Source organism: Shewanella sp. BJSY2023SW007, assembly GCF_047314525.1.
Taxonomy (GTDB): domain Bacteria; phylum Pseudomonadota; class Gammaproteobacteria; order Enterobacterales; family Shewanellaceae; genus Shewanella; species Shewanella chilikensis.
On sequence record NZ_JBKORL010000092.1, the window covers coordinates 1 to 25,674 of the forward strand.

Annotated in this window: 19 protein-coding genes; 15 read left to right on the forward strand and 4 right to left on the reverse strand. The window is 52.6% G+C overall.

Going from position 1 to position 25,674, the window contains the following annotated elements:
• The first annotated feature begins 306 nt into the window (after nt 1-306).
• Both ACMHXE_RS15845 and ACMHXE_RS15850 read left to right on the forward strand, forming a co-directional pair.
• Nucleotides 307-585 (forward strand): hypothetical protein, encoded by a 279-nt coding sequence (locus tag ACMHXE_RS15845; RefSeq protein WP_224867554.1) that lies wholly within the window; start codon nt 307-309, stop codon nt 583-585.
• A gap of 1 nt (nt 586) precedes the next feature.
• Complete coding sequence (locus ACMHXE_RS15850; RefSeq protein WP_071239079.1) at nt 587-976, forward strand: hypothetical protein; 390 nt, start codon at nt 587-589, stop codon at nt 974-976.
• A gap of 262 nt (nt 977-1,238) precedes the next feature.
• On the opposite strand, the gene ACMHXE_RS15855 is transcribed toward ACMHXE_RS15850, so the two are convergent.
• On the reverse strand, nt 1,239-2,510 hold the full coding sequence (locus tag ACMHXE_RS15855) for a hypothetical protein (RefSeq protein WP_101057779.1): 1,272 nt from the start codon (nt 2,508-2,510) through the stop codon (nt 1,239-1,241).
• 1,219 nt (nt 2,511-3,729) lie between these two features.
• On the opposite strand from ACMHXE_RS15855, the gene ACMHXE_RS15860 reads away from it, so the two are divergent.
• The 7 genes from ACMHXE_RS15860 to ACMHXE_RS15890 all read left to right on the forward strand — a co-directional run bounded on the left by ACMHXE_RS15860 (nt 3,730) and on the right by ACMHXE_RS15890 (nt 14,084).
• The gene (locus ACMHXE_RS15860) at nt 3,730-4,614 is read left to right on the forward strand and encodes a LysR substrate-binding domain-containing protein (protein ID WP_101052688.1); all 885 of its coding nucleotides are present in this window, start codon (nt 3,730-3,732) and stop codon (nt 4,612-4,614) included.
• Between the two features lie 106 nt (nt 4,615-4,720).
• Nucleotides 4,721-5,830, forward strand: a complete 1,110-nt coding sequence (locus ACMHXE_RS15865) for an efflux RND transporter periplasmic adaptor subunit (protein WP_224867552.1) — start codon at nt 4,721-4,723, stop codon at nt 5,828-5,830.
• A complete protein-coding gene (locus tag ACMHXE_RS15870; RefSeq protein WP_101052684.1) occupies nt 5,827-8,925 on the forward strand; it encodes an efflux RND transporter permease subunit in 3,099 nt (1,032 codons plus the stop codon). The genes ACMHXE_RS15865 and ACMHXE_RS15870 overlap by 4 nt, the downstream gene beginning before the upstream one ends.
• Nucleotides 8,925-10,400 (forward strand): efflux transporter outer membrane subunit, encoded by a 1,476-nt coding sequence (locus ACMHXE_RS15875; protein WP_101052682.1) that lies wholly within the window; start codon nt 8,925-8,927, stop codon nt 10,398-10,400. Before ACMHXE_RS15870 ends, ACMHXE_RS15875 begins: the two co-directional genes overlap by 1 nt.
• Before the next feature lie 106 nt (nt 10,401-10,506).
• Nucleotides 10,507-11,814 (forward strand): paraquat-inducible protein A, encoded by a 1,308-nt coding sequence (locus tag ACMHXE_RS15880; protein ID WP_224867548.1) that lies wholly within the window; start codon nt 10,507-10,509, stop codon nt 11,812-11,814.
• Nucleotides 11,815-11,827: 13 nt separating this feature from the next.
• Nucleotides 11,828-13,480 (forward strand): intermembrane transport protein PqiB, encoded by a 1,653-nt coding sequence (pqiB, locus tag ACMHXE_RS15885; RefSeq protein WP_165565968.1) that lies wholly within the window; start codon nt 11,828-11,830, stop codon nt 13,478-13,480.
• Between the two features lies 1 nt (nt 13,481).
• A complete protein-coding gene (locus ACMHXE_RS15890; RefSeq protein WP_101052680.1) occupies nt 13,482-14,084 on the forward strand; it encodes a membrane integrity-associated transporter subunit PqiC in 603 nt (200 codons plus the stop codon).
• A 189-nt stretch (nt 14,085-14,273) separates the two neighbouring features.
• Here ACMHXE_RS15890 and dbpA read toward each other — a convergent pair whose 3' ends face one another.
• The gene (dbpA, locus tag ACMHXE_RS15895; RefSeq protein WP_101052678.1) at nt 14,274-15,659 is read right to left on the reverse strand and encodes an ATP-dependent RNA helicase DbpA; all 1,386 of its coding nucleotides are present in this window, start codon (nt 15,657-15,659) and stop codon (nt 14,274-14,276) included.
• Between the two features lie 152 nt (nt 15,660-15,811).
• The gene (locus ACMHXE_RS15900; protein WP_101052676.1) at nt 15,812-17,311 is read right to left on the reverse strand and encodes a DEAD/DEAH box helicase; all 1,500 of its coding nucleotides are present in this window, start codon (nt 17,309-17,311) and stop codon (nt 15,812-15,814) included.
• A 223-nt stretch (nt 17,312-17,534) separates the two neighbouring features.
• On the opposite strand from ACMHXE_RS15900, the gene ACMHXE_RS15905 reads away from it, so the two are divergent.
• From ACMHXE_RS15905 to ACMHXE_RS15925, 5 genes are all read left to right on the forward strand, one after another.
• Nucleotides 17,535-18,581 carry a DUF3626 domain-containing protein gene (locus ACMHXE_RS15905; RefSeq protein ID WP_101052674.1) on the forward strand — a complete coding sequence of 349 codons (1,047 nt, stop codon included), beginning with the start codon at nt 17,535-17,537 and terminating at the stop codon, nt 18,579-18,581.
• 356 nt (nt 18,582-18,937) lie between these two features.
• Nucleotides 18,938-20,812 (forward strand): heme ABC transporter permease/ATP-binding protein CydD, encoded by a 1,875-nt coding sequence (gene cydD, locus ACMHXE_RS15910; RefSeq protein WP_101052672.1) that lies wholly within the window; start codon nt 18,938-18,940, stop codon nt 20,810-20,812.
• Nucleotide 20,813: 1 nt separating this feature from the next.
• Complete coding sequence (gene cydC / locus ACMHXE_RS15915; RefSeq protein ID WP_101052670.1) at nt 20,814-22,559, forward strand: heme ABC transporter ATP-binding protein/permease CydC; 1,746 nt, start codon at nt 20,814-20,816, stop codon at nt 22,557-22,559.
• A gap of 154 nt (nt 22,560-22,713) precedes the next feature.
• Nucleotides 22,714-23,004: a DUF134 domain-containing protein gene (locus ACMHXE_RS15920; protein ID WP_025888568.1), complete on the forward strand. Its 291-nt coding sequence runs from the start codon at nt 22,714-22,716 to the stop codon at nt 23,002-23,004.
• Complete coding sequence (locus ACMHXE_RS15925) at nt 23,001-23,546, forward strand: NifB/NifX family molybdenum-iron cluster-binding protein (protein WP_101052668.1); 546 nt, start codon at nt 23,001-23,003, stop codon at nt 23,544-23,546. The genes ACMHXE_RS15920 and ACMHXE_RS15925 overlap by 4 nt, the downstream gene beginning before the upstream one ends.
• A 67-nt stretch (nt 23,547-23,613) precedes the next feature.
• Here the strand turns inward: ACMHXE_RS15925 and ACMHXE_RS15930 are convergent, their stop codons facing one another.
• On the reverse strand, nt 23,614-24,912 hold the full coding sequence (locus tag ACMHXE_RS15930) for a DUF5666 domain-containing protein (RefSeq protein WP_101052666.1): 1,299 nt from the start codon (nt 24,910-24,912) through the stop codon (nt 23,614-23,616).
• A gap of 432 nt (nt 24,913-25,344) precedes the next feature.
• On the opposite strand from ACMHXE_RS15930, the gene ACMHXE_RS15935 reads away from it, so the two are divergent.
• Complete coding sequence (locus ACMHXE_RS15935; protein ID WP_101052664.1) at nt 25,345-25,608, forward strand: hypothetical protein; 264 nt, start codon at nt 25,345-25,347, stop codon at nt 25,606-25,608.
• The last annotated feature ends 66 nt before the right edge of the window (nt 25,609-25,674 follow it).

Genomic DNA, 25,674 nt, shown 5'->3' on the forward strand with positions numbered 1-25,674 from the left:
ATACATCCCCATTAACCTTAAACCCTTGGTGATATTGCAGCAACAGGCTTAAGCCTGCCGTTGGCATGCCTGGCAACCGCAGTTTTTGTATGAAGTATGTAGATTACTTGTCTCAGAGAGCCTACTTCCAAAAATCCGTCGTTATTTCTCAGAGACTGACACCCTGCAACGAGTTTCCTTGCAGCTCGGAAAGTGTTTAGGATGTCCTATATATCGTCTATATATCGCGTTATTTATCAGAGACTGACACCCAGCAGCGTGCTTCCTTGCTGCTCAGAAAGTGTTTAGGATGTCCTGTATTTCCACTTGCTGCTCAGAAAGTGTTTAGGATGTCCTGTATTTTGTTGTATTTTCGTTTATGGAAGACCAGCAGATGTGTATTCTCCAAAGTCTAAAAAACCGCACACCATTAGAGATAATATGATTTATAAGGTTGAGCACCAGGCACCGGATATAGTTTTGAACATTACCGATTCCCCATTGAGTTCAGCTGATATGTTGAAGTTTTTGGATGAAAAGCCGGTGAATGGTTTACAGAACCTGTATTTGATTGACGGTGAAAATGTTTTATTGAGGAAGTTCTAAGATGACTATGACTCTCAATTTGGAAGTTGCGAAGGGTGTTAGGCTTCAGGATATAAAAGACGCTTTAATGGGGGTTGAGTATTCTGAATTGTTTGAGACGGAGTCCGAGCTGTCTATAATATTACCTAATACAAATGCGTCCATGTCGGTTAAGACGAATCTTGAAAATTCGACAGTATTAACTGAAGACTTGGAAGATGCAGACTGGTCTGTTGGACTACGAGCATATTTTGATGTTGATGCTACGTTGCCTAACCCATTTGATGATGTGAAGAGAATTGTGTTGAATCTATCAAAGCAAACTTCATTTGAGTTTGCTTTGTCATTTCAATACGAGTCCCTCTATGCTCAGAAAGACTCTAATGGTCTAGAATTGAGTAAAGATTTTTAAATGAGGTGTAAAGCCCTACGTCAAAGGGCAGGGCCAGAGCATACTTTGAACATTATCTAACCAAAGAACACTCTTTCTCGGTAATCATCACACCAACCGGCCTGCTTTAGTTTGGCAGCATACAGGAACGGCCTTTGGTTGAAGATTCCAGACCCTCAATGCCACATTCAGTGTATCAACTGACCCATCTGTTAATTGAAGTACGCGCCGCCGCTATCAAGCCTGATACTTCAGTAACTATCGGGGCGGATCAAACAGCTATTTAGCCTTTATCATAGTGGCGAATGGGCAGTTGGCTGACACTGTCGAGTCGCCAGGCTCCCTTCTCATACACGAAGCGAACGCTGTGCAAGGCATCCTTAAAGTCATAGCGTTGGTTCGAGTCTGGCAGGACCTTGTTAAACTCCAGCTGAATGTTTTGATAGCCATCCTCAATAGACAACTTACCCAGATGATTTGGCAAATCGATAAGGCGGCTCAGCGCCTTGTCCAACTCGCGATTTTGTATCGGCAGTTGCTGCTTAAACTGCTCACTGAACAAGGCCGCGAAGGCTTGTTTGTCCTTGCTGTGGATATAGGCGGCATTGGTCCAGTCGGCCAACAAGAGTTCGAAGGTCTTGTCTGCCCGGGTTAGAGATGCGATGGGGGTTTTGTTGTCGTTGGTAAGGTAACTTTTAAGAGCTGCCTCGGCTTCTTCAAGGCCGCGCTCGAATATTTGCGCCACCTTTATCGCAGCCGGATCCTGGTTGGCCTTTAGCTCAGCGCTAAGTCTGTTGACGGCTTCCACCCGCTCTTGCCAACTGTTGAAACCTTTCATTAGGCTTTGTAGTGAAGCTTTATGCTGCTTCATTGCTTCGGCGACGGCCTCATCTTGCTGCCGCGCCGCTCTGGCTTCGGAGCTCACATAATCTCTAAAGGTGCTGTTGAGTATGGTTTCGGGGGCATCGAAGTAGAGTCCCGCGCCGCTGTAGGGATCGACCCAGAGATCGCCGGTGTTTATTGGAGCTGATGGCTTAGGGTGGATATCGCCGTAATAGATTCGATCTAATTTGGCTTGGTTTTGGCTAAGGAAGGCGCTAATCGCCTTGCCATCAGTGGCGGACAGTCGTTGGTATTCGGCCGCCAGTTGCTGCAACTCTTTGGAGTTCTGCACCCTTTGGCTGGCATAGTAGCCACAGCGCAGGTCACAGGCTTGCTTGGTCAAACTGGAAGCCGGGTCTAAGGTGATCGCCTTGCTCTGGACAAACACCTCGGCGGTATAGACGCCTCTGGGAATAACACCACTCTTATCCATCAGGTAAATGGTGTTGTTGGGACTATGGCGGCCGACGACTTGAAGATCTTGTTTGCTGGCGCACAGGGAGTAGTCCCTGCTGGTGACCGGCAGTTCCTTGCCATAGGTGGAAACGACCAACTTATCCAGGCTAATCCCTTCGGGCACACTGCCTGTAATGCTGAGATCGCATTGTTGAGCGTTGACATTGAGAGTTAGGCCACCCAGGGCCAGGCCAAGAAATATCAATCTTTGTTTCATGCAAAGTCCTTGTTGCGAGTTGTTTCTTAAAACTTGTAGTGAGGCTTTTCCCATCAGTCTTTCGTGAAAAATCCCATATTTGCAGTTAAAATTAGTTGCTTAGTGAATGATGGTTTAATTTGTTTATGCTATCGCGAATTGTCCTGCCTTGTCACCAGTTAATGGGGGGCAAGTAAACGGATGATTGTAGAACGTAAGAGATGTGGTACATCATCCTATGTTAAACATATCTCACTGATGCCTCGGATCGACTGTAATTGGCGGAAATCATGCTTTCAGTCACTGTTTATAATGTGGTTTCAGGTGTATCAACAACGGGGCCGCCGAGTTAATCTTTGAAGTGGTGCCTGATTCTGCTTGGGAGAATTAGTTGGCCTGACTGGTAACATGGCTATAGGTATTAAAAATGATCAGCACTACTACAAGTTTGAATCATCTCTGTTATAAACAGTAGTTGGATAATAGATGTTTTCAATGGCGAGTTATAGCTTTATATAAAAATATGACTCCATTAAGTGTTGGGGTTGGTACCAATTTCGAGATTGGAAAAATGAAAGCTTTACTGTATTTAATTTAGATGAAAAATAACCAAAGACATTCAGTGAAGTAAATTATCCCACTGCGACACACGGAACTTTGACTTTTTTTGTTGCAGAAGGTGAATAACTTTATGTGACTGGTTGATTGAGTTTTGATTGAATCCTTTTGGATAGTATTTAGGTTGAATTCGCGATAAGTTGCAGAGCCAAAATTGAAATGTTCAATGTTGGCAGGGTAAGCCAATGTCAGTCGGGTTATTGCTAATTTTATAATTGCCAATATCATTAATGTTAATCTGTTAAGTGTAGAGTGTAATTTACTTGCAACCCAATAGTAAGGTGAAGGGTTGGCTCTTCTAGTTTTTATAGGTCTATATTATTTACAAGTGTACTTTTTATAATGTAAGTATGATTGTCGGTTTGTGAACTGTGATAACATTGAGGTTCAATTGTTGTATTTTGAATTTATACTGAATTATTTTGTAACTGTAGATCTTGGTAAGGCTTTAATAACACCTTTTATGAGTTAATGGCTTACAATGAGTAAGGAAAGGTGGGATTGTGACTGGTAGTGCGGAGCCATGCTCATGCGTTATCTGAGCTGTTGATATTCCGCATTTGTCATCTTGGTCTCCTTAGAGGCATAGTGTGTAACTTATGTTTGGTATGAGAAGAAAACAGTGAAAATTGACGACCTCAGATTATTTTTATCGGTTGTGGATCTGGGCAGCTTTGCCGCCGCCGCCAGTTCCATAGGTGTTCCACGAGCCTATGTCAGCCGCCGTATTGGTGAGTTGGAGGCTGATTTAGGTAGCAAACTCTTTACCAGAACTACACGTAAGCTGACTCTGACGCCCACCGGAGAAATTTACTATCAGCAGTTGCTGGAGATTATTCCCAGATTGGAGTCGTTAAATGAGTCAATCAAGAACCAAAGGAATATGCCAACGGGCTCTGTCAAACTGGGCTTGATTGGCGATGCCGATATTGTCGCCCACAACTTGTTGCAGGAATTTCTTCGAAAATATCCGCTGATCACTTTGGAAACTCATGTCAGCAACCTGGGATACCACGATATTTTGACCTACGGTCTGGATGCCTGTGTTCATATAGGTGAGATGAAAGACAGTTCCTTCGTGGCCCGCCCCTTGATGAGAGGATTGCGAAAGCTCTATGCCAGCCCGGATTATATCGCGCAGCATGGCATGCCCACATCGATAAATGATCTGGATAATCATGCTTTGATCATTCACCGTTTGGCCAACGGCGAGCTGGAAGATAAATGGATTTTTAATCAGGGTGAATACCGAACCCATAGCAGGCTGATCTCCAACAATAGTTCCTACGTAAAACATGCTGTTATGAATGGTGCTGGTATCAGTTTGTTGGCTGAACTGAGCGCCGAAGAACACGTCAAGTCGGGTGAGTTGGTAGAAGTACTGCCCGAGTGTGAAGTTTATGTTGATGATGTTTGGTTGGTTTATCCGAGCCGCAAGGGGATGACCCATGCCGCCAGGTTATTGATCGACAGTATTATTGAGGAGGCACGTAAGTTGGATCTGTAGATTGTCATGAATTCCGTGACATTGATGTGTAAATATATGTTATTGTTTTAAATATGGCCTGGTATTACTCTGTGCCGCAATTGATATAAGTAGTTAGGAAATTGCAGTGACAAGAGTAAAATCGACCGGGCTTAAGTTAAGTCTGCTATGCAGTAGCGTGGTATTCATGCTGTGGGGTTGTGGCAACAGTGAGCAACCACAGGCGGCCTCGACCGCGCTTCCACTGGTTCAGGTGATGGAGCTTCCGGCTCCGGTCAGTGACAGAGTGCATCAGTTCAGTGGCATTCTGGAGTCGGACAAGACGGCTGAGCTGTCTTTTAGGGTGCCGGGCACACTGGAGCAGATCTTGGCTGATGAAGGCAGTCAGGTTAAAAAGGGTCAAGTCATCGCTCGTCTGGATCCTCATGATTTTCAGGTCAGCGTGATGGAGCTTGAGGCCAGGCTCAGTGAGGCCGAGGCTGCACATCGTTTGGCAGCCATCGAGCTCAAGCGGGTTCGCGCCGCTATTAATGATAAGGCGATAGCCGGGGTCAAACTGGATCGGGCCATTAGTGCCGAAGCACGCGCCAAGGCGGGTGTCGAGCTGCTGAAGCAATCTTTGAAAAAGGCCCAGGACTCTCTGGCCTATACCTCTCTCAAAGCTCCCTATGACGGCGTCATAGGTAAGCGCTTTGTCGACCGATATGAGCAGGTGGATGTTGGTACTCAGATAGTGACTATACATCAACCCACCACACTTAATGCCGTGGTCGATGTCTCTGAAAGTCAAATTTGGAATCTACGCCAGGGCGCAAACGGTGAAGTCTCTTGGTTCAATGCTGAAGGTTCGGTTGCGGCCGAGATCACCCAGATTGCCAGTGTCCCCGATAGGCTCAAACGCACCTATGAAGTGACCTTTGCCCTGAAACAAGCGCCTAAGCAGTTGGTTGCCGGAAAGGCGGTCAATGTGGCGGTGAACTTACCTTACGCCAGCCAAGCGCCGGTGTTTTGTATTCCGGCCATGGCGGTATCCAGTCAAAAGAGCCAGCTGTACGTTAATCGGGTAGTGAATGAGCATGCCAGCGCAGTAGCGGTTAAAGCCATGAGTCAAACCGACGACTCTATCTGTGTTTCCGGCGAACTCCAGCAAGGTGAACGTATCATTTTGGCCGGTGGAGCCTTTGTGGAAAATGGACACAAGGTGGAGGTATTGGGCGAGGCGCAGGTTAAGTCATGAATCTGTCTACCTTTGCACTGAGACAAAAAACCTTTGTCATTTTTTTCACGATTCTTGGCATGATTGCCGGGATCTACTCCTATTTTGATCTGGGGAAGTTGGAAGACCCTTCATTTACGGTTAAAAGCGCGGTTATCGTGACTCTCTATCCGGGGGCCGATGCCAAGGAAGTGGAACAGTTGGTGACCGACAAAGTCGAGACCAAGTTGGAAGAGATGGAGTCGCTGTGGAAGCTGCGTTCACTATCCCGTCCCGGTAGCTCGATGATCTTTGTCGATCTCAAAGAGAAGGTGAACTCTGACGAACTGCCGCAGCAGTGGGACTTACTGCGCCGCAAAGTGGAAGATGTGAAGCTGGAGCTGCCGATGCAGGCGCAGATCAGCATAGTCCAGGATGAGTTTTCCGAAGTCTACGGCATGTTGTTTGCGGTCTATGGCGACAATATGAGCATGGCGGAGATGAAAGATCACGCCAGAGAGTTGCAGCGGCGGATCAAGGCGGTTGATGGCGTGAAAAAGGTGCAGCTGCACGGTATTCATGAGCAGGTGGTTAATATCCGCGTCTCGGAAGAACGTCTGAGCGAAACCGGCCTGACCATGCTGCAACTGATCGATCAGCTGCAGAGCCAGAATATGCCAGTGACCGCCGGTGACTTTGATCTCGGGATTGAAAACCTGCGGGTAGAGCAGGGCGGCAGTTTCCAAACTGTGGATGATATTCGTAACGTCAGTATTCAGACCGGGATCAATGGTTTGAACTCGGCGGTGATCCGCTTGGGCGATATCGCCGATATCACTATGGACTATCAGGATCCTGCAACTACTTTAAGCCGTTTCAATGGCCAACAGGCGGTTACTCTGGCTGTGAGCCCAGTCAACGGTATCAATGTGGTCAGCATAGGCGACACTCTCAAACAGGTGCTGGCGGATTATCAGGCCGAATTACCTGCGGGTGCCGGTATCGGGGTTATCGCTTATCAGCCGGAAGAAGTACAGAAGTCGGTCAATAACTTCATTAGCAATCTTATTGAAAGTATTGTGATAGTTGTGGTTGTGCTGCTGATCTTTATGGGTTGGCGCAGTGCTTCGATTGTTGGTGCTAGCTTGTTGCTGACGATTCTATTTACCCTGGTTTACATGAATTTGACCAATGTGGATCTGCAGCGGGTCTCCCTGGGTTCCTTTATTCTGGCCCTGGGGATGCTGGTGGATAACGCCATTGTGATAGTGGATCTGTTCCAGGCCAAGATTAAACAAGGGATAGAGCGTACCCAGGCGGTTATCGATAGTATCAAGGAGATGGCTGTCCCGCTACTGGCGGCGACTGTGATTGCCGCCATGGGCACGGCGCCGGTATTGCTGTCACAAACCGATTCGGCCGAGTTTTCCCTGTCCATTGTCCAGGTGCTGTGCAGTTCACTGCTGCTTTCCTGGGTGATCGCCATGATAGTCACGCCGTTGATGTGCTGGTTCTTCCTCGGCACGGCCGTTGATGAAGACAAAGCAAAAGCCCCTTCACGCTATTGGTTGATGTACAAAAATGCGGTTGATTGGGTAGTGGAAAACCCCAAGAAAACCTTGTTGTATGTTGTTCCTTTACTGGTCGGCACCCTGTTGGCCGCACCGTTGCTGAAGGTGAACTTCATGCCGTCATCGGACCGGGCGATAGTGTTTCTGGATTACTGGTTGCCCAATGGTGGTCGCATAGAGCAGACCTCTGCCGATATGCGCAAGGTCGAAGCCTGGTTATTGCAGCAACCAGAGGTGGAGAGTATTTCTAGCTCGGTCGGCGAGAGTGCACCGCGCTTTTCGGTGACGGTTGAACCCGAGCCGCTGGACTCCAGCTATGGTCAGATACTGATCAACACCCGCAGCTATGAGGATATTGAGCCCCTGGTCAGTCGTGGTGATGCTTGGTTAAAAGTGCAATTCCCCTATGCAGAGCCGAGATTCAGGGATCTCAAACTGGCGACCAAGGATAAGTATTCGGTTGAAGCGCGCTTTATCGGCCCGGATCCCGAGGTGCTGCATCGTCTGGCCGATGAGGCAAAGGCTGTAATGGCCTCACACCCCAATCTCAAATATGTTCGCGACGATTGGCGCCAGGAAAGTAAGGTGATGACGCCTATGGTGGACCTGCATGCGGCGCGTCTCGCCGGCGTGACCCGAACCGATATTGCCAATGCCATCAATCGGGTGACCGAAGGCAGCCAGGTGGGCACCATGAGGCATGGGGATGACCTTATTCCCATTAAGCTGCGCAGCGCCAACGCAACTCTGGAGCACTTTGAGAATATTCCGGTGCGCTCTTTGCTGGGCACTCACAGCGTGCCTATGGGACAAGTGGTTGAGAGCATAGAGATAAAAGGTGAAGAAAGCATGATCTGGCGTCGCAACCGGCTGCCGGCTATCACGGTTCAGGCCGGAGTTAGCGGCGACACCGCATCCAATGTTCGTCAGCAGATTGCCGCTGAGATTGAAGCCATTGCCTTGCCGGCCGGCTACAAGATGGAGTGGGGCGGTGAATACTATGACGAGCAGCGCTCAATTGATGACTTAATGAAACAGAACCCCAAGGCCACCTTGTTGATGCTGATCATTCTGGTCGCCATGTTCAATGCCTTCCGCCAGCCCATGATCATCATGATCACCTTGCCGCTGGCCTCCATTGGCATTGTCTGGAGTCTGTTGTTGCTGGATAAACCCTTCGGCTTTATGGCGATAGTCGGCATGATCTGCCTCTCGGGCATGATCATCAAAAACGGTATTGTGCTGATGGATCAGATAGAGCTTGAGCGTCGTAACGGTTTGGGCATTGCCGAGGCGATCAAGGCTGCGACCTTGAATCGAACCATGGCGATCTCAATGGCGGCGTTGACTACGGCGCTGGGGATGATCCCTCTGCTTACCGATCGCTTGTTCGATCAGATGGCGGCCACCATTATTGGCGGTCTCACCGCGGCATCAGTGCTGTCACTGTTTGTAATGCCGGCCCTTTATCGCTTGTTTTATCACAGGGATGAACAAAAAGAAGCCGAACAACTTGAGTTGGCGGCCCCATCACAGCCTGTATTGACAGCCAAAGAGGTGAAGTAATGAAGAAGCATATTTTGGCTGCCATTGTCGGCGTAACCCTGGTCAGTGGTTGCAGCATGGCACCTGACTATCAGTTGCCAAGCGTGAAGGTCAGTGAGCTGTATTTCAATGCCGATACCCAAGGCGTGGCGGCTCAGGCCCTTGACTATCAAGAGTGGTGGCGGCAGTTCAATGATCCGCAATTGGATGCCTTGGTAGCCACGGCGCAGCAGCAAAACATCAACCTGAAAATCGCCGCCGAGCGGATCCGTTCGGCCCAGGCCTACGAAACGGCAGTGTCATCTTTGAAGTTGCCTTCGGTTTCTCTGGGCGGTGGGTATATGGATCTGCGGATCAGCGAGAACGATCCCATGATGGGGGGCGCAGTTTCCGGCGTCGACTTGCCCGACTCCCTCGGTGGCGGTAGTGTCAAATTGATGGACAGAGATCCCAATAGCAGCTTTCTCGGGGCGACGATAGCCTGGGAGGCCGATCTGTTTGGTCGCATCGATAGCCTGAGCCGGGCCGCCGAAATTCGGGTTGAGCAGGCAAGAATACTGAGAGCCAACCTCACCACCTTGATGACGGCCGAAGTCATAGATAACTATCTGCAATATCGCGGCGCCGAGGAGCGGATGCTGATCGCGGCCAAGAATATCAAGGAGCAGACAGAGGTGCTGGCACTGGTGGAATCGCTGGAGCGCCATGGTTATGGCTCCAGCCTGGATGTAGCCAATGCCAAGGCTGCGCTGGCGACGACCAAGGCGATGCTGCCCATGCTGGACTCGGCCAAGCAGGCACATCTGCATCGGCTGGCGTTGCTGCTTGGGGAGAATATCAACCAAACCCAGGCGCGTTTGACTGATGCCGCATTGCCGCAGATGCAGCAGTTGATCCCGACCGGTGTGCCTTCTGAATTGTTGACCCGGCGTTTGGATATCGCCTTGGCCGAGCGGGAAATTGCCGCCAAGAATCAGGAGTTGGGGGCCGCCATTGCCGCCAAGTACCCCAGCTTTTATCTAACCGGCGCCCCGGGGATATCGGCAGATCACTTTGACGATCTCTTCTCCTCTGGCTCCACGACTTGGGCGCTGGCGGCGGGGTTTAACTGGAATATTTTCGATGCCGGTCGGACTCAAGCCATGGTCGATATCCAGGAGAGTGGCTTTAAGACAGCTGTGTTGAGTTACCAACAGACGGTCAATAACGCCATCAATGAGGTTGAAACTGTGCTGAGGCTCTACGGCAATAGCCAGGAATATCATAAGCATATAGTCAAAGCAGAGGCCCAGGCCGAGACGGCGGTGACCAAGGCCACTTCCCTGTATCGAGCCGGGCTTGAGAACCACTTGAGTGTGTTGAATGCCCAGAATGTCAAAAACAACATTCAGGATGCCGAAGTCGTGGCCAGGCTCAATACCGCCTCTACTGTTGTCAATCTGTATAAGGCGCTCGGGGGCGACTGGAGCTTGAAGCAAACCCAGTCGCAACAATAAGGCGTTGATCTTAGGTGCAGAAGGCTTTGTGTGAGTCTATCCCTGCACCCGCTTTTTCCAGGGTGAACAGCTGAGTCTGGTCACACTGAAAATCACAGGAGTTATTGTGGAGTCGTTAAATACCCCGCCGGAAGGTGCTGACAGCCAAGGGCAAAATACCAAGTTGCAGGCCTGTGAAGAGTGCGGTTTGGTGAGTGCTTTTAGCGAGCCCAAACCCGGCAACAAGGTGAGCTGTCCTCGCTGTCATCACGGCTTACAGTCAGCCTTGAAGGCACCGTTTCAGCAGGTTTGGGCCTATGGTTTGGCGACCCTTATCATGTTGGCCTTGAGCCTGGGATTTCCCTTTCTGTCTTTCAGTGTCCAGGGCTTGTCGCAAAAGGTCAGTCTTTGGGGGGCCTTGGTCAGCATGCATTACGCCAGCAATAGTATATTGGCGTTGGTGATCTTGCTGTGTGTGATCATCTTGCCGTTGATCTATATCCTTTTTGCCATGTCCATCTATCGCCTGGGTTATCTGTCGAGCCAAGGCAAGGCTGTGTCTTTAGGTTGGGCCCGAGTGGGCAGCAAGCTTGTTTTCAAGTTTGAATCCTGGTTGATGGCCGATGTGTTTCTGGTGGGGATCTTGGTTGCCATGGTGAAGATTATCGCCTTGGCGGATGTTGGTTTTGGACCATCTTTCTGGGCTTTTTGCGTTTACAGCCTGCTATTGGTGAAGTTTGTCTCCGTCATTGATAGTTCGTGGATCTGGGATCGCTTGTCGCCCAGAGACGAGATTGCCAAGGTTCGTAGTGGCGACAGTCATCTGAATCACAACCACGAGACCTGCCATATCTGCGGCCAATTAAATTTGGTGTCGAGTAAAAACTGCTGTCGCTGTGGCGCCGGGGTTCAGCCTTATATTCCGCTACAAAGTATGCAGACTGCCTGGGCTTTTTTGTTGGCCGCCGTGGTGTTTTATATACCGGCCAATTTTTATCCCATCATGTATACCACCAGCGTTGGGCAGACTGAGGCCTCAACCATTATCAGTGGTGTAGTTTTGCTTTGGCATCTGGGTTCCTATCCTGTGGCTTCAGTAATTTTTCTGGCCAGTATAGTGATCCCTACCGCCAAGATCCTGTCTCTGGCTTATCTGTTTCGCCAGGTGGGCAAAGGAACAGGCAAGGGTAAAGAAAATCGCAATCAGTCGCTGTACCGGGTAACCGAATTCATCGGCCGCTGGTCCATGATAGATATCTTTGTGGTGGCTTTGCTGACCGCTCTGGTTCAGTTGGATGAGCTTATGGCCATTAAGCCGGGACCTGCGGCACTTTCCTTCGCCATGGTGGTGATCTTGACCATGTTGTCCGCTATTAGTTTTGATTCCAGGGTGCTTTGGAGTCAGTCAGGGCTTAAAAAGTCTACCCATGAATAATATGAGTGAATCTATGTTAAATGATGAATATGTCCGGGCCGAAGAGTCCCCAAGCGCCAAGGTGTCTGCCGTTTGGCTGATACCTATAGTTGCACTGGTGATTGGTTGCTGGATGCTTTACGACTACTTCGATCAGCTTGGCAGTGAGATCAAGCTTCACCTCAAGACTGCCGAAGGCATTGAGGTGGGTAAAACTTTTCTCAAGTCACGTAATGTCAATGTTGGTGTGATTGAGAGCATTAAATTGAGTGATGATTACAGCGCGATTATCGCGACGGCAAGAGTGTCTCCGGATGCCGAGAGAATGCTGACTACAGACGCTCGTTTCTGGGTGGTGAAGCCCAGAATCGGCAAAGAGGGGATCACAGGACTGGATACCTTGTTGTCCGGTGCCTACATAGAGTTGGAGCCGGGAAGATCTGCCGTCGCCAATTATGAGTTCAATGTACTGGAGCACCCTCCGGTAGCCTCGGCCGATGAACAGGGCATCAGGGTCGTGCTCAATAGCCGCCAGGCGGGCAAGCTTGGCGTCGGCGACCCTGTACTCTACGAAGGCTTCACAGTCGGCAGAGTGGAAAGCACCGGCTTTGATACCGATAAACGCCAGGCGTTTTACCAGCTGTTTATCAATAAACCCTATGATGAATTGGTGCGCAGCAACAGCCAATTTTGGCTGGCATCGGGGCTGAATATGCAGCTGTCCGCCAAGGGGCTTGATCTGCAGGTGGGTTCCCTGGAGTCATTGCTCAGAGGAGGCGTCAGCTTTGGCTTGCCTGAGGGGCGTTTGGCCGGGGAAAAGGTTGAGGATGGTGAGGACCATTTCCGTCTCTATGACTCGCGGGAGCTGGCTAGTCAGAGTCTTTATAGCCAGTATTTGGAATATGTCATGTTGTTTGATGAGTCGGTGCGGGGGCTGCATGAAGGCGCCAGCGTCGAATTCCGCGGTATTACCATAGGTAAAGTGGTCAAGGCACCGCTGACGTTGCAGCAGTATGGTGTTCATGGCGCAGGACTCAGCAATGGCACCATTCCGGTATTGGTCAGAATTGAGCTGGCGCGGGTATTTGAAAACGCCGAGTCGGCGGGGCTTGAGCAGCTGCGCTCAGAAATAGACAGAGATTTGGGGGCGGGCCTGAGAGCGAGCCTCAAGACAGGAAGTCTGTTAACCGGCGCGCTGTTCATCGACTTGGATCTGTATCCGGATGCCGAGCCATACCAGGCCGGAACTTTTATGGAGTATCCACTGTTTCCCACCAAGCGTGCCGGAGTGGCCGAAATACAAAAGCAGGTGGGGCAACTGATCAGCAAATTAAATAACTTACCACTGGAGAGCACTTTCCAGGGGGTCAACCATACCCTGGAAAACACCAGTGCCGCCTTGGCGCAATGGGACAAGGTGGGGCAAAAATTGGAGCAGTTGCTTAAGCAACAGGAGATGCAGGCCTTACCGGGTGAGCTGCAAAACACGCTGCGGGAATTTCAAGGGATGGCGCAGGACTATGGTCAGGACTCGGCCATGTACGCCGAATTGCAATCCAGCCTGAAACAGCTCAAGGCTGTGATGCGGGAGTTGCAGCCCTTGTCACGGCAACTGAATGAAAAACCCAACCTCTTGATCATGGGGGCAGATACTGCCGCTGATCCGACACCGAAAAAGGCCGATTGATATGCGAATTATCCTGTTTTCTCTACTGCTGGTATTGGCCGGCTGCTCCAGCCAACCCCAGGTAACCACTTATTTCTTGGGTAAAGCGCCGCAGGCAACTTCTGAAACGAGAGCAACATCCCATCTGCGCCAGTGTCAATGGCGCCTCGCCGGGGTGGAAATGGCCGACTTTCTGGCGGGCAATGGTTTGGTTTATCAGGTTTCAAACCATGAATTGGCTATCGCCCGTCAGCATCTGTGGGCCGGTGATATCACTGAGCAGATAAAGGTCAAGATGGTATCTTTGTTGGCCAATGAATGCCCACGTGAGGCCTCGGTCAATATACCGGCGCAGCAGCCGTTAACCCTGACTTTAAGTTTCAACGAGTTTCACGGACGATACAGCGGCGATGCCTTGATTGGGGGCCATTGGCGCATCAGTAAGACTTCCGGCGAACAAGTGTTGCAGGCCGACTTTCATTATGACGTGCCCCTGACTTCAGACGGATACCCGGCGCTGGTGGAGAGCCTCTCCCTGGGGCTTGAAAAGCTGGCGCGGGATATTGATGCCGGGATTGCGAGCCTGAATCTCACTAGCGAACAGAGTTTGGCTTCCACGCGCTAAAATACTGTTGAACGCAGCCAACTTGCTGACTAATGCCAGAGGCTTGCTGATGGCTTTTGCCTAACGCTATTTGGCTGGCAGCATCAGCAGACTGCCGCTATGTGGATAAACATAAAAATGCCTGCAAAGTGATGCAGGCATTTTTATCATCCTTAAACCACCGCCGCTGGCGGTGTTGATGGTTTCGGTTTAAGGTTTCATCGCCCAGGCGCGGAACGACTTGCCTTTGAGCTTGCGTTCACTCAGTAATTTGACGGCGGTATTGGCGCACTCGCTGCGCACCGCCACATAAGACCAGATATCCTGAATTTGTATCTTGCCCACATCGGCGCCGGTCAGGCGGTTGTCGGCTGTGATAGCACCGAGAATATCCCCCGGGCGCAGCTTATGCTTCTTGCCGCCTTCAATGCGGATGCAGCGCATGGCCGCTCTTATCGGCGCTGAGGAATAATTGCCGGGCTTTGGCAGTTCGCTCATGGTTTGCGGGCCGAAGATATCCTCCAGCAGCGCCATTCGCATGCCATCCTTGGGGCCTACCAGGCTGACGGCCTGGCCCGAGGCACCGGCGCGGCCGGTACGACCGACCCTGTGCACATGCACTTCGGGATCGAACGCCAGTTGATAGTTGATCACCAGATCCAGGGCTTCGATATCCAGCCCTCTAGCGGCAACATCTGTGGCCACCAACACCACCACGCTCTTGAGGGCAAACTGCACCAGAGCTTGATCGCGCTCGCGCTGATCCAGATCGCCATGGAGTGCCCGCACGCTGAAGCCCTGCTGCTCCAGGCTGTCGGCCAGCTCCTGGGTTTCTCTTTTGGTATTGCAAAATATAACTGCACTCTCCGGCCTGTGGGCCAGTAGCAATGCTTCCACCGCTTGCAGCCTAGAGGCGGTGTCCGTCACTTCGATAAACTGCTGCGCTATGCTGAGTTGATCATGTTGCTGCTCCAACTTGATGCTGAGCGGCTTATCCATCATGGCGCGGGCCAGTTCGGCAATCGGCTCCGGGAAGGTGGCGCTGAACAGCAAACTCTGGCGCTTGTCCGGCATATAGGCGCTTATCTGCTCCAGTGCATCGGCAAAGCCCATCTCCAGCATACGGTCGGCTTCATCCAACACAAGTTGCTGCAATTCGCCCAGATCCAGACGCCCCTTCTGCAGGTGGTCCAGTACCCGCCCCGGGGTGCCAACTATAATGTGCGCGCCATGTTCCAGCGAGCCTATCTGTGGCCCCACAGGCACGCCGCCGCACAGGGTCAGGATCTTGATGTTGTGAATGCCGCGGGCAAAACGGCGCAGCTCCTTGGCCACCTGATCGGCCAGCTCCCGGGTAGGGCAGAGCACCAGGGACTGAACCCGAAAACGTTTCACATTGAGTCGATTCAACAGCCCAAGACCGAAGGCCGCCGTTTTGCCTGAGCCGGTTTTCGCCTGAGCCAACACGTCGCGGCCTTCAATAATGGCCGGCAGGCTGGCGGCTTGAACCTGGGTCATGGCGGTGAAACCAAGATCGTTCAGGGTGGCCAGCAGGGCGGGTTTCAACGGCAGGCTGGAAAAAGGTAAATCACTCAAGCTGTGTCCTATGGGCTCGCAAATGGAGCAAAAATGGTAAAGGGGTATTGTAACAGGCGGGGATGGTTTTTAGGCAGACTAATCTTGCAGCATTGATTGCGGCATTGAAAAAGCCCACTCAAGTGGGCTTTCAATCTCAGGCTTGATTGAGCTTAGCGCTCATTTCTTTGCCGGGAGCCGCGCGCTTGTGAGTCGCGTTGCTGTGATGTTCTGCCCTGGTTATTGCGCGGCTGGCCTGAGCCGCTATTACCCTTGCCGGCGCCTTGCGGCTTACTCTCCTGGGAGCGACCGCCCTGAGGCTTGGCGTTTGTGGGCCTGCGTCTGGCACTTGAACCCTCGGTCTTGGCGCCCTGGGCCGGACGACGATGGCGGTTTTCAGCATTGGCCGGCTTGTTGCCATTACCTTTGTCCAGGTTGCCGCTGCGCTGGCCATCCTGATGTCCCTCTTTGGGCTTTTTCGGCTTCTTGGGCTTTTTCGGGCCTATCTTGTTCGGGTTGAGTCGCGATTCCGGCAAGGCTTCCTGAGGTTCGAAGCCATTGACGATTTCACGCTCGATAGTCTTGCCGATCAGCTGCTCTATGTCTTTGAGTTGCTTGAATTCTTCCGCACTTACCAGAGACACTGCCTGACCACTGGCACCGGCGCGGCCGGTACGGCCGATGCGGTGTACATAGTCTTCGGCCACATTGGGCAGATCGAAGTTAACCACTTGTGGCAATTGATCTATATCCAGGCCGCGGGCGGCAATATCTGTGGCAACCAACACCTTGACCTTGCCACTCTTGAAATCGGCCAGTGCCTTGGTTCTGGCACCCTGGCTCTTGTTGCCGTGGATGGCGGCGGCGCCAATCCCTTTGCCATCCAGGTGCTTGGCCAGACGGTTGGCACCGTGTTTGGTGCGGGTAAACACCAGTACCTGTTGCCACTTGTACTCTTTGATAAGCGAGGTCAGCAGCGCCGATTTCTTTGACTTGTCTACCGGGTGCAACTTCTGGCTCACCCGCTCGGCGGTGCTGTTGGCCGGAGCCACTGAGATCTCGGCGGGATCGTGCACCAAGCCCTTTGCCAGGCGGCGAATGTCGTCAGAGAAGGTGGCACTGAACATCAGGTTTTGCCGCTTGGCCGGCAGCAAAGCCAGAATTTTTTTGATGTCGTGAATAAAGCCCATATCCAGCATGCGGTCGGCCTCGTCCAGCACCAGCACTTCCAGCTGGCCGAATTTGATGGCATTTTGTTGGTACAGATCCAACAGGCGCCCCGGTGTGGCCACCAGGATATCGACCCCTTTTCTCAAGGTCTGCATCTGCGGGTTAATGGAAACACCGCCAAAGACCACTGAGCTACGCAGATCCAGATGCTTGCCATAGAGACTGACGCTTTCGGCCACCTGAGCGGCCAGCTCACGGGTGGGGGTCAACACCAAAGCGCGGATATGGTTGCCCCGCGGACGAATGCCACCATTGAGACGCTCCAGCAAAGGCAAGGTGAAGCCGGCGGTTTTGCCTGTCCCTGTCTGGGCGGCAGCCATCACATCCCGGCCCTGCAATACTGCGGGAATGGCCTGGGCTTGAATGGGGGATGGAGTGGAGTAACCTTGTTCGGCGACAGCGTTCAAAATCGGGGCCGACAGGCCCAGGGAGGCAAAACTCATGCAATCTTCTCAATTGACAGCGCGGAGCTGAGATATGGGAGCCGCAGTGCACAGCGTTGCGGCGAAGGCGGCAAGCTTACAGCATTTGCGGCCAAAGTGCTAATTGCAGCCAACTTGAACCCTTTTATTTTATACTTGTCTTAATTTTTACTGTTGCAAAGCAGCCGCTTAACCTATCTTGGAAAAGCAAGAGCCAAATTCAGGCCTCGACTCGGTGAGGTGTATGAGGGCAATAGAGCATATACAGGCACAGGCGCTGCACCGCAGGGAGTATGCCCTGAGCGTGATCAAGAATGTGCAGTCGATGTCCGCCATCGACACGGCACGGCTCACTCTTGGGCTGAATATGCTGGCTCAACATGGCCGTATCGCCTTTCATTTTCACCCGGACAGAATCGATTCCCGCGGCTGGCCCGTGTTGGCCGGTATGCTGGCCGATGGTATTTACAAGACCCAGTTTGAAACCCGGGTATCCAACGGCAAACTTTCGCCTCAGGTTGGTGGTCCGCGAGATCATTGGGAAAACCAGCTGTTCGGCGACTGTTATCGTGGTGCCAGAGGGCGCCCCAAATACGGCGCCCTGGATCTGGGCATGCATCAAAATGGCCCTTCGGCCCGTTTCGGCAGCTGTTATCTGTTGTCATCACCTGCGTTGTTGCACCGCTGCACGTTCAGCTATCTGGACTCCTGCCGTGAGCCCAGGGAAAAAGGCACTGCGGCCTGCTTTGAAGATATTTTTGCTGCGCTGTTCAACGAGTGCTTTGAGCGAAGCTCGGCATTGGGTGTAAGTCAGTTGCGCCCGGCGGCCTTGGTTGATTATCTAGTTGATGCCTTACCTTTGGGGGTGGCAGCCAGGTTTGAGCGCCCCATGAGCGGTGACCTGGATCATTATATTGAGGCTCAATGCCATGGTGAGCTGGTGATAGGTGAAGACCTGACTCACTTGGTGGCCGATCCGGCATTCAAAGGCACTGAGATGGAGATCCTGATGCAGCGCTTGTGTGACAAGTACCGACTGCAGCTGTGTTGGCATCAGGGCTATCAAATGCCGGTTGATGAGGTGCCGCCAGATTTTCGCGGTGCCGCCATGCCCAAGCTCGCCGCCTTGGTGGCACCGGATGGCCTGCTCGATGCCCGTCTGATAGGGGAGGCGGCGCTGGCACTGCATAAAGATCCGCAGCAGTGGCGCATGCTTGGCAATGAAGCCGAGCTCAAGCAGCAGCTCAAGTTGCTGTGGCATGTGCTGGTGCGTTTTGGTCACAGCCGCTGAGGGCACTCCATCTCTGGTCGGTCGTCTCGATTGAGCTGGTATTACCCCGTGAGTATGCACTGTGTGCTCACGGCGGTAGCTGTGCCATCGAAGCGACCCTCTAGCGTTAAGTAGAACTAGCGTTAAGTAGATAGCGGGGATGTCGTTAACCTGGGGTTAAGCTGCTTGGCTTATGGTGCGTTTTTTTGATCTGGCGCAAATTTTGTGAGTCCGGTAACAGTTCCTTGGCAACGGGTTTATTCCCTTGACGATGCCTGCGATACTGCTTGCCTACCGAACGATTCGCCTTAGGTCAAGCTATTACCTTGCTGCTTTGGCAGCAACAGCGTCATTAGCTGATTTTGCAGTAGGATCCCATGGACAAATCCTTAGAGAAACAACTCGGTCGCTGGCTCAAAGCGCAACAATCTGCCTGTGGCCCCTTCCTTAAACTCTCTGTGTTGTTGGGCGTACTCAACGGCTTGGCGCTGGTGGGTCAGGCCTGGGTGCTGGCCACTGTGTTGCAGGGGCTGATTATCGACGAGCTAGAGAGACAGGCATTTATTCCGCATATGTTGGCCTTTGCCACCTTGGTGCTGCTGCGAGCCGTTATCGCTTGGCTCAGAGAGCGAGTCAGCTTCGAGGCCGGCAGACGCCTTAGAGAGCAGATGCGCGCCGCTGTGCTCAATAAGCTTGAGCGTCTGGGGCCGGCCTTTGTCAATGGCAAGCCTGTCGGCAGTTGGGCCAGTATAGTGCTGGAACAGATAGAAGATTTGCAGGATTTCTACGGCCGTTACCTGCCGCAGATGAGCCTGGCGGCCTTTATTCCGCTGATCATCTTGGTATGTGTGTTCCCCATCAACTGGGCCGGTGGCCTGATTTTGCTCGGCACTGCTCCCCTCATTCCACTGTTTATGGTCTTGGTCGGCATGGGCGCCGCCGATGCCAACCGCAAGCATTTTGGCGCGCTGCAGCAATTGAGCGGCCACTTTATGGATCGCCTCAAGGCTTTGCCAACGCTCAAGCTTTTCTATCGCGCCGAAGCGGAGCAGCGCGCCATAGGCAAGGCCTCGGAAGATTTTCGTGAGCGTACCATGGCTGTGCTCAGAATGGCGTTTCTCAGCTCCGCCGTACTGGAGTTTTTCGCCGCGGTATCCATCGCCATTTTGGCGGTGTATTTCGGCTTCAGTTATCTGGGGCACCTGGACTTTGGCCATTACGGCATGGGTATCAGCCTGTTTACCGGGATGTTTGTGCTGATTTTGGCACCAGAGTTTTATCAGCCGCTGCGCGACATGGGCACTCACTACCATGCCAAGGCCCAGGCGGTGGGCGCCGCCGAATCCTTGATGGCACTGCTGGAATTGCCTGAGCCACTCAAGCGTGGCGAACAGCCCCTCTCCGGTGAGAGCATTGAACTGCAGGCCAGGGATCTCAAGGTGTTGAGCATAGACGGGGTGCCTTTACTGGGGCCGCTGAGTTTTAGCTTAGCGGCGGGCGAGAAGCTGGCCTTGGTGGGCCCGAGTGGCGCCGGTAAAACCAGCCTGCTCAACGCTCTGCTGGGGTTTCTGCCCTATGAGGGCAGCTTAAAGCTCAATGGTATTGAACTGGCCGAACTGGATCCTGCCGCCTGGCGCAGCCGTATCGCCTGGCTTGGCCAGAATCCGCAGCTGTTCCACGGCACCATCGCCGATAATCTGCGCCTCGGCCAGCCCGAATTGACCGAGGCGCAATTGTGGGATTATCTGCAACAGGCCAAGGTGGCCGACTATGTTCGCGCCTTGCCGGATGGGCTGGCGCATCAATTGGATGAATACAGCGGTGGCCTGTCTGTGGGGCAAGCGCAGCGGCTGGCTTTGGCTCGCGCCCTTGGGCGTCAGGCGCAGCTGTTTGTGCTCGATGAGCCCAGCGCCAGCCTCGACAGCCAGAGTGAACAACTGGTGCTGAGTGCGCTGTGGCAGGCGATGGCCGGTAAGAGCTGCCTGATGGTGACTCATAGATTGGATCAACTGGATCGGATGGACAGAGTCCTGGTGCTGGATCAGGGAAAACTGGTGCAGCAGGGCACCTTTGCCGAACTCAAAGCGCAGCCGGGCTTGCTGGCGCAGATGCTGGATGAGCTGCCGCTGGCGGTCTCCCTCGATGATACGCCGCCGATTGCCGCGACCGCTGAGGCGGAAGCCGGGTCAGACTCAAAACCCGCGTCTGAGTCAAAACCAGAGTCAAAACCAGAGTCAGGGGAGGAGCGTTGAGATGAAGCTGTTACTGCCCTTTATCCGTCTGTTCCGCCGCCAGTCTTTGATGATGTTTGTCGGCCTGCTGCTGACAGTAACGACCCTAATGGCCGGTATTGGCCTGTTGTCGCTCTCCGGCTGGTTTTTATCTGCTACCGCAGTGGCCGGTCTGGCTCTGGTGACGGCGGAAGCCTTCAACTACTTTACTCCGGCGGGCGGGGTGCGCTTCCTCTCCATTGCCCGCACGGCAAGCCGCTACGGGGAAAGGCTGGCTACCCATGAGGCCACTTTCAGGATCCTGACCGATCTCAGGTTGTGGGCCTGGCGCTCTTTGCTGCCTTTGAGTGAACGCAATCTCTCCGGAATGCGCCGCGGCGATCTGCTCAACCGTTTGGTGGCCGATATCGACACGCTGGATCACCTGTATCTGAGGTTGTTGACGCCGCTGACGGCCTTCTTGCTGATGTTGCTGGCATTGACCACCTTTATCGGTTGGTTTGATCTCAACTTGGCCATCCTGCTTTGTACTGGCCTCTTGCTCAGTTGGTTGTTGTTGCCGAGTGTGTTCTACCTGCTTGGCAGGCAGCCCGGGCGCGAGCTGATTGAAGCGCGGCGCAGCTACCGGGTTCGGCTGCTGGAATGGTTATCCGGCCAGGCAGAGCTGAGTCTGTTTTCCGATGCCAAAGGTGGCGCTGCTGAAAGCTTTCGCGCGGAACTCGACCGCGCCGAGCAGAGCTGGTTTGCCAGTCAGAAGGCGATGGCGGCGATCACCGGCCTGAGCCAGGCCATGTTGATCCTCTGTCACGGCTTGTTGGTGTTGTTGCTGCTCTGGTTTGCTGCCGCAGGTGTTGGGCCGGCCGTGCCTCCCGGGCCTTTGCTGGCCATGGTCTTGTTTGCCACTCTGGCCTGTATCGAGATGATGATGCCGCTGGCCGGCGCCTTTCAACATCTGTCTTCTGTGCTCCTGGCTGCCAAGCGGGTGTCCGAGCTGACAGAGCAGCGCTCCGACATTGAATTCCCTGCCGTCTCGGCAGGTGCGCCCGAGAGCGGCGCCCTTAGCATCAAAGATGTGCATTTCGGTTACACAGATACCCAGCCAGTGCTGCAAGGCTTGTCGCTGCAGGTCTCGGCGGGCAGCAAGGTGGCGCTCCTTGGGAAAACCGGTTCGGGTAAGTCCAGTCTGCTGGCCTTGATAACCCGTCAGTGGCAGCCGCAGCAGGGGGAGATACTGCTGGGCGGCGTACCTGTGGCCTCTCTGGATGAAAAGACCTTGCGGGCTTCCATGACAGTGGTCAGTCAGCGGGTACAATTGCTCAGCGCCAGTCTCAGAGATAACCTGCAGCTGGCCTTGCCGGAAAAAGTCACTGATGACACGCTAGCCGAGGTGCTGTGCCAGGTTGGGCTGGAGGGGCTGCTTGCGGGTGAGGGGCTCAACGCCTGGATAGGTGAAGGCGGGCGTCAGCTATCCGGTGGCGAGCAGCGCCGGATCGGCGTGGCTCGTGCATTGCTGCGGGATGCGCCGCTGCTGCTGCTTGATGAACCTACAGAGGGGCTGGATCGGCGCACCGAGCAGGAGATCCTCAAGTTGCTGTTGCAGTTTGCCAAAGACAAGACGCTGGTGATGATAAGCCATCGCCTAACCGGTATGGCGCAGATGGATGCCATCCACCTGTTGGATGAAGGCAAGCTAGTGGCCAGTGGTAGCCATGAGCAACTGCTGCAGGAGTCGCCAGCCTACAGCGCCCTGTATCAGAGGTTACACTGAGCCGCAGAGGTTCAAGTTAGCTTATTCAAAGGGATGCATCGGCATCCCTTTTTCTTTAAAAACGCAAAATTCTTGCCTGGATCACAGATCCCATACAGGTTCAAAGTCAGAATAGAGTTATTGGCATATGCCAATAACAAATAAGGATACTCCCATGCCCAGACCCAGAAAATGCCGCCGCCTGCAGCATGGCACGCCCTGCCGCTTCTACAAACCCAACGGCATTCCGGCCTCAGCCCTGGAGGCGGTCGCGTTGGCTGCCGATGAGTTTGAGGCCCTGGCGTTGGCCGATTTTCGCGGTCTGGCGCAACAAGAGGCCGCCGAGCAGATGGGGATATCCAGGCAGACTTTTGGCAACTTGATTAAGCAGGCACGCCATAAGCTGGCCAAGGCCCTGATAGAGGGACAGATGCTGGAGTTGCCCCACACTGAGGAACAGAGATGATAGTGATACCCTTGAGCCGGGGCCGCTTGGCCGGGCATTTTACCAAGGCCAAAGAACTGGCCTTTTATGATAACAAGCACAACCACTGTTTTACCCTGGATAATCCGGCAGCCGCAGGCGGCAACTGCGCCGCCAAAAAGGCGATGCTGCAGCTTATCAAGGACAAAGGTGGCCGCATTGTGTTGGTGGATCAAATCGGTGAGCGAATGTTGGGTAAGCTGCTCGATGGCGGCATCAGCGTTTGTCGGCCCGGCAAAGAGAGCAGTGATATCGCTGCTTTGCTGGTTGCGGCCAGTGATATTCAGTTGCGGCTGACCAGTGCTGCGGCTGGACGTCCGTCACTCAAACATCAAGCCAAAGGAGGCTGTGGTGGTGGCTGTGGTTGCCATGGTGATGAGCATGGCCATGAAGCGGAAGCGAAAGGCGGTTGTGGTGGCGGCTGTGGCTGTAAGAGCCGCACTGAGGCCAAATTAAAACCCCTTGGTGACCCGTTAAACCAGCAAGGCAAGTTGAGTTACGCAGGCTTCAGGCCTTTGCGATAAAGCCGTCTACAGAAATAGAAACAAGAGTGCCGGCAGAAAGCCGGCACTCTTTTGTCATCTTGTGTTGTCAATCATCCAGGCGGCACTGGCTCAGCAGTTCGCCACTTAAGCGGCATTCCAGGTCGACCCTTTTGCCAATATGAGGCGCAAGGCTGTCGTCGCTGGCCTTATAACCCCAGAGGCTGGCGCCTTGGCCGTCATCATTGACCAAGCCCTTGAGCTCTATGTCCGCTTCCTGCACCTCAGGTTCGATTTCCATTACCAGGAATTGGCCATTTTGCTCTGATCCTTCAACCTGTACCCAGGTGCCGTTGAGGCTGGCTTGGTTCAAACCATCTTCAAAGCGGGTCTGAGGCGTGAGTGTCAGCGCTATGCCGTTGATGCTGAATACACCGGCCTCATACACAGCCTTGCCTTCAACTTCAAAAGCGTGGCTTGCAATCACTGGTGGCTGACTCTGTTTTTCAAAGTCAATCTCGGTGGCCTTCAGCTCTTGAGTATCGTCTTGCCACAGGCCTTCCACATCGACCAAGGCACCGGGTTTGAGATCGGCAACAGTGCCATCTTCATAGAGAGTTTTACCATCCAGTGTCACTTGCCATTTTTGGTTCAAGGTGAAGCGGGTTTGCAACTCGTTGACCCAGGTAACCTGACCTTCGAGTTCTACCTCAGTGCCCTTGTCCAAATCCGGGGCGCGTTCGACTTCCACTTCAGAAGCCAGTAATACTTCACCCTGATATTGACCTTCAACTTCTACCCAGGAACCATTGGCCAGCGTGTCATCTACCTGAACGGCATTGGCACCATAGTCCACCTGCATATTACCGAGATAGAACTGCTTCAGATGAGTGTCCAGCTTGCTTACCCGACCTTCAACTTCCATCTCTTGCCTGTCATTGTCGATAGCAAAATAGGTGGCCTTGAACTGACTATCACTCAGGTTGTAACCACTGAGTTCAACTATATCACCTGCCTTGACTTTACTGAGGTCAAGTCCAGTTACTTGGTAACCGGCCACAATAGCCTGCTCGGCATCAATTGCGCTCACCGGGGAAACCAGCACAGGGTCATAGTCTACGCTGATGGCACTGTTGCCATCTGTCTTGATGTTGAGCTGCATACCGGGCTTCAACTCAGTGAGGCTGGCCTTGGTTTCATTGATTTCAACACTGGCCCTGGCCGCCGGGATTGCCACACCATTGACCCAAAGCGTATCCGTATCGACCTTTTGCAGGGTACCTTGGATAGTCTTGGCCAAAGTGGCAACCGGCGGTTGGGGATCGGGATTGTTCGACTCATTGGAGTCTGAACCGCCACAGGCGCTCAGTCCGGCAACGAGAGGAACCAGCCATATGCTTCTTTGCATTCTGTTCTCCTTAGGGTCTTGGTTTTTAAAGCGGCGGCAGGATAAACAACTGCAGATGAGGTTAAGATTAGGGCGGGATGAAAGTTTATTAATGATCGTATGCTGTCGTTAAAAAATAGAGGGTTACTTTGAAAATTCCTCTGCAGATGTGTTTGGTTTTTGAATTCAGTTAAGGTTTAAATCAGCATGATTTACTGCAATCGGCAGACAAACATGCTGTCTATACACTTTTGGTTCACATCCCAAGCCAACTTAAATCGCAAGTAGTATGATTTTTAGAGGGCTTATAAGGGAGGTGTCCAGGCAGTGGGAGACTCTGAATAGCTAAAAAAGAGAACAAGTTACTACTTGGAACTATGCTTTTTTATAGCTACAGTTATCAGTATTAGAAAAGTTGTGACAATGACGTCCCCCACTAATCAGGAAGATACTATGACCCTCACCAAAGAGAGTTCCTTGGATTTGGAAGTGATCAGTCTACTGGAAGACAGGCAGACGATTCATGCGATTAAACTCCTGCGAGAACGAGATAACCTGAGCCTGAAAGAGGCAAAAAAGAAGGTGGATGACTATTTGCAGGGGCATCCGGAACTGGAATTGGCCGACAAAGAGCCAGGAAGCGGCAATGCCATTGTTTGGATAGTGCTGGTAGGGTTGGCTGCAGCAGCAGCCTTGGCTGTCTCGACTCATTTGTAGCTGTTGAGATATCTCTATTTTAAGCCGTTATAAAGCGAGTTTATTTAAGCTTTCCTCATTAAAATG

Coding starts and splice junctions, on each gene's coding strand:
- ACMHXE_RS15850 (WP_071239079.1), top strand. CDS start 587: ATGACTATGACTCTCAATTTGGAAGTTGCGAAGGGTGTTAGGCTTCAG.
- pqiB (WP_165565968.1), top strand. CDS start 11,828: ATGTTAAATGATGAATATGTCCGGGCCGAAGAGTCCCCAAGCGCCAAG.
- cydD (WP_101052672.1), top strand. CDS start 18,938: ATGGACAAATCCTTAGAGAAACAACTCGGTCGCTGGCTCAAAGCGCAA.
- ACMHXE_RS15900 (WP_101052676.1), bottom strand. CDS start 17,311: ATGAGTTTTGCCTCCCTGGGCCTGTCGGCCCCGATTTTGAACGCTGTC.
- ACMHXE_RS15890 (WP_101052680.1), top strand. CDS start 13,482: ATGCGAATTATCCTGTTTTCTCTACTGCTGGTATTGGCCGGCTGCTCC.
- ACMHXE_RS15935 (WP_101052664.1), top strand. CDS start 25,345: ATGACCCTCACCAAAGAGAGTTCCTTGGATTTGGAAGTGATCAGTCTA.
- ACMHXE_RS15930 (WP_101052666.1), bottom strand. CDS start 24,912: ATGCAAAGAAGCATATGGCTGGTTCCTCTCGTTGCCGGACTGAGCGCC.
- cydC (WP_101052670.1), top strand. CDS start 20,814: ATGAAGCTGTTACTGCCCTTTATCCGTCTGTTCCGCCGCCAGTCTTTG.
- ACMHXE_RS15870 (WP_101052684.1), top strand. CDS start 5,827: ATGAATCTGTCTACCTTTGCACTGAGACAAAAAACCTTTGTCATTTTT.
- ACMHXE_RS15855 (WP_101057779.1), bottom strand. CDS start 2,510: ATGAAACAAAGATTGATATTTCTTGGCCTGGCCCTGGGTGGCCTAACT.
- ACMHXE_RS15875 (WP_101052682.1), top strand. CDS start 8,925: ATGAAGAAGCATATTTTGGCTGCCATTGTCGGCGTAACCCTGGTCAGT.
- ACMHXE_RS15920 (WP_025888568.1), top strand. CDS start 22,714: ATGCCCAGACCCAGAAAATGCCGCCGCCTGCAGCATGGCACGCCCTGC.
- ACMHXE_RS15905 (WP_101052674.1), top strand. CDS start 17,535: ATGAGGGCAATAGAGCATATACAGGCACAGGCGCTGCACCGCAGGGAG.
- ACMHXE_RS15925 (WP_101052668.1), top strand. CDS start 23,001: ATGATAGTGATACCCTTGAGCCGGGGCCGCTTGGCCGGGCATTTTACC.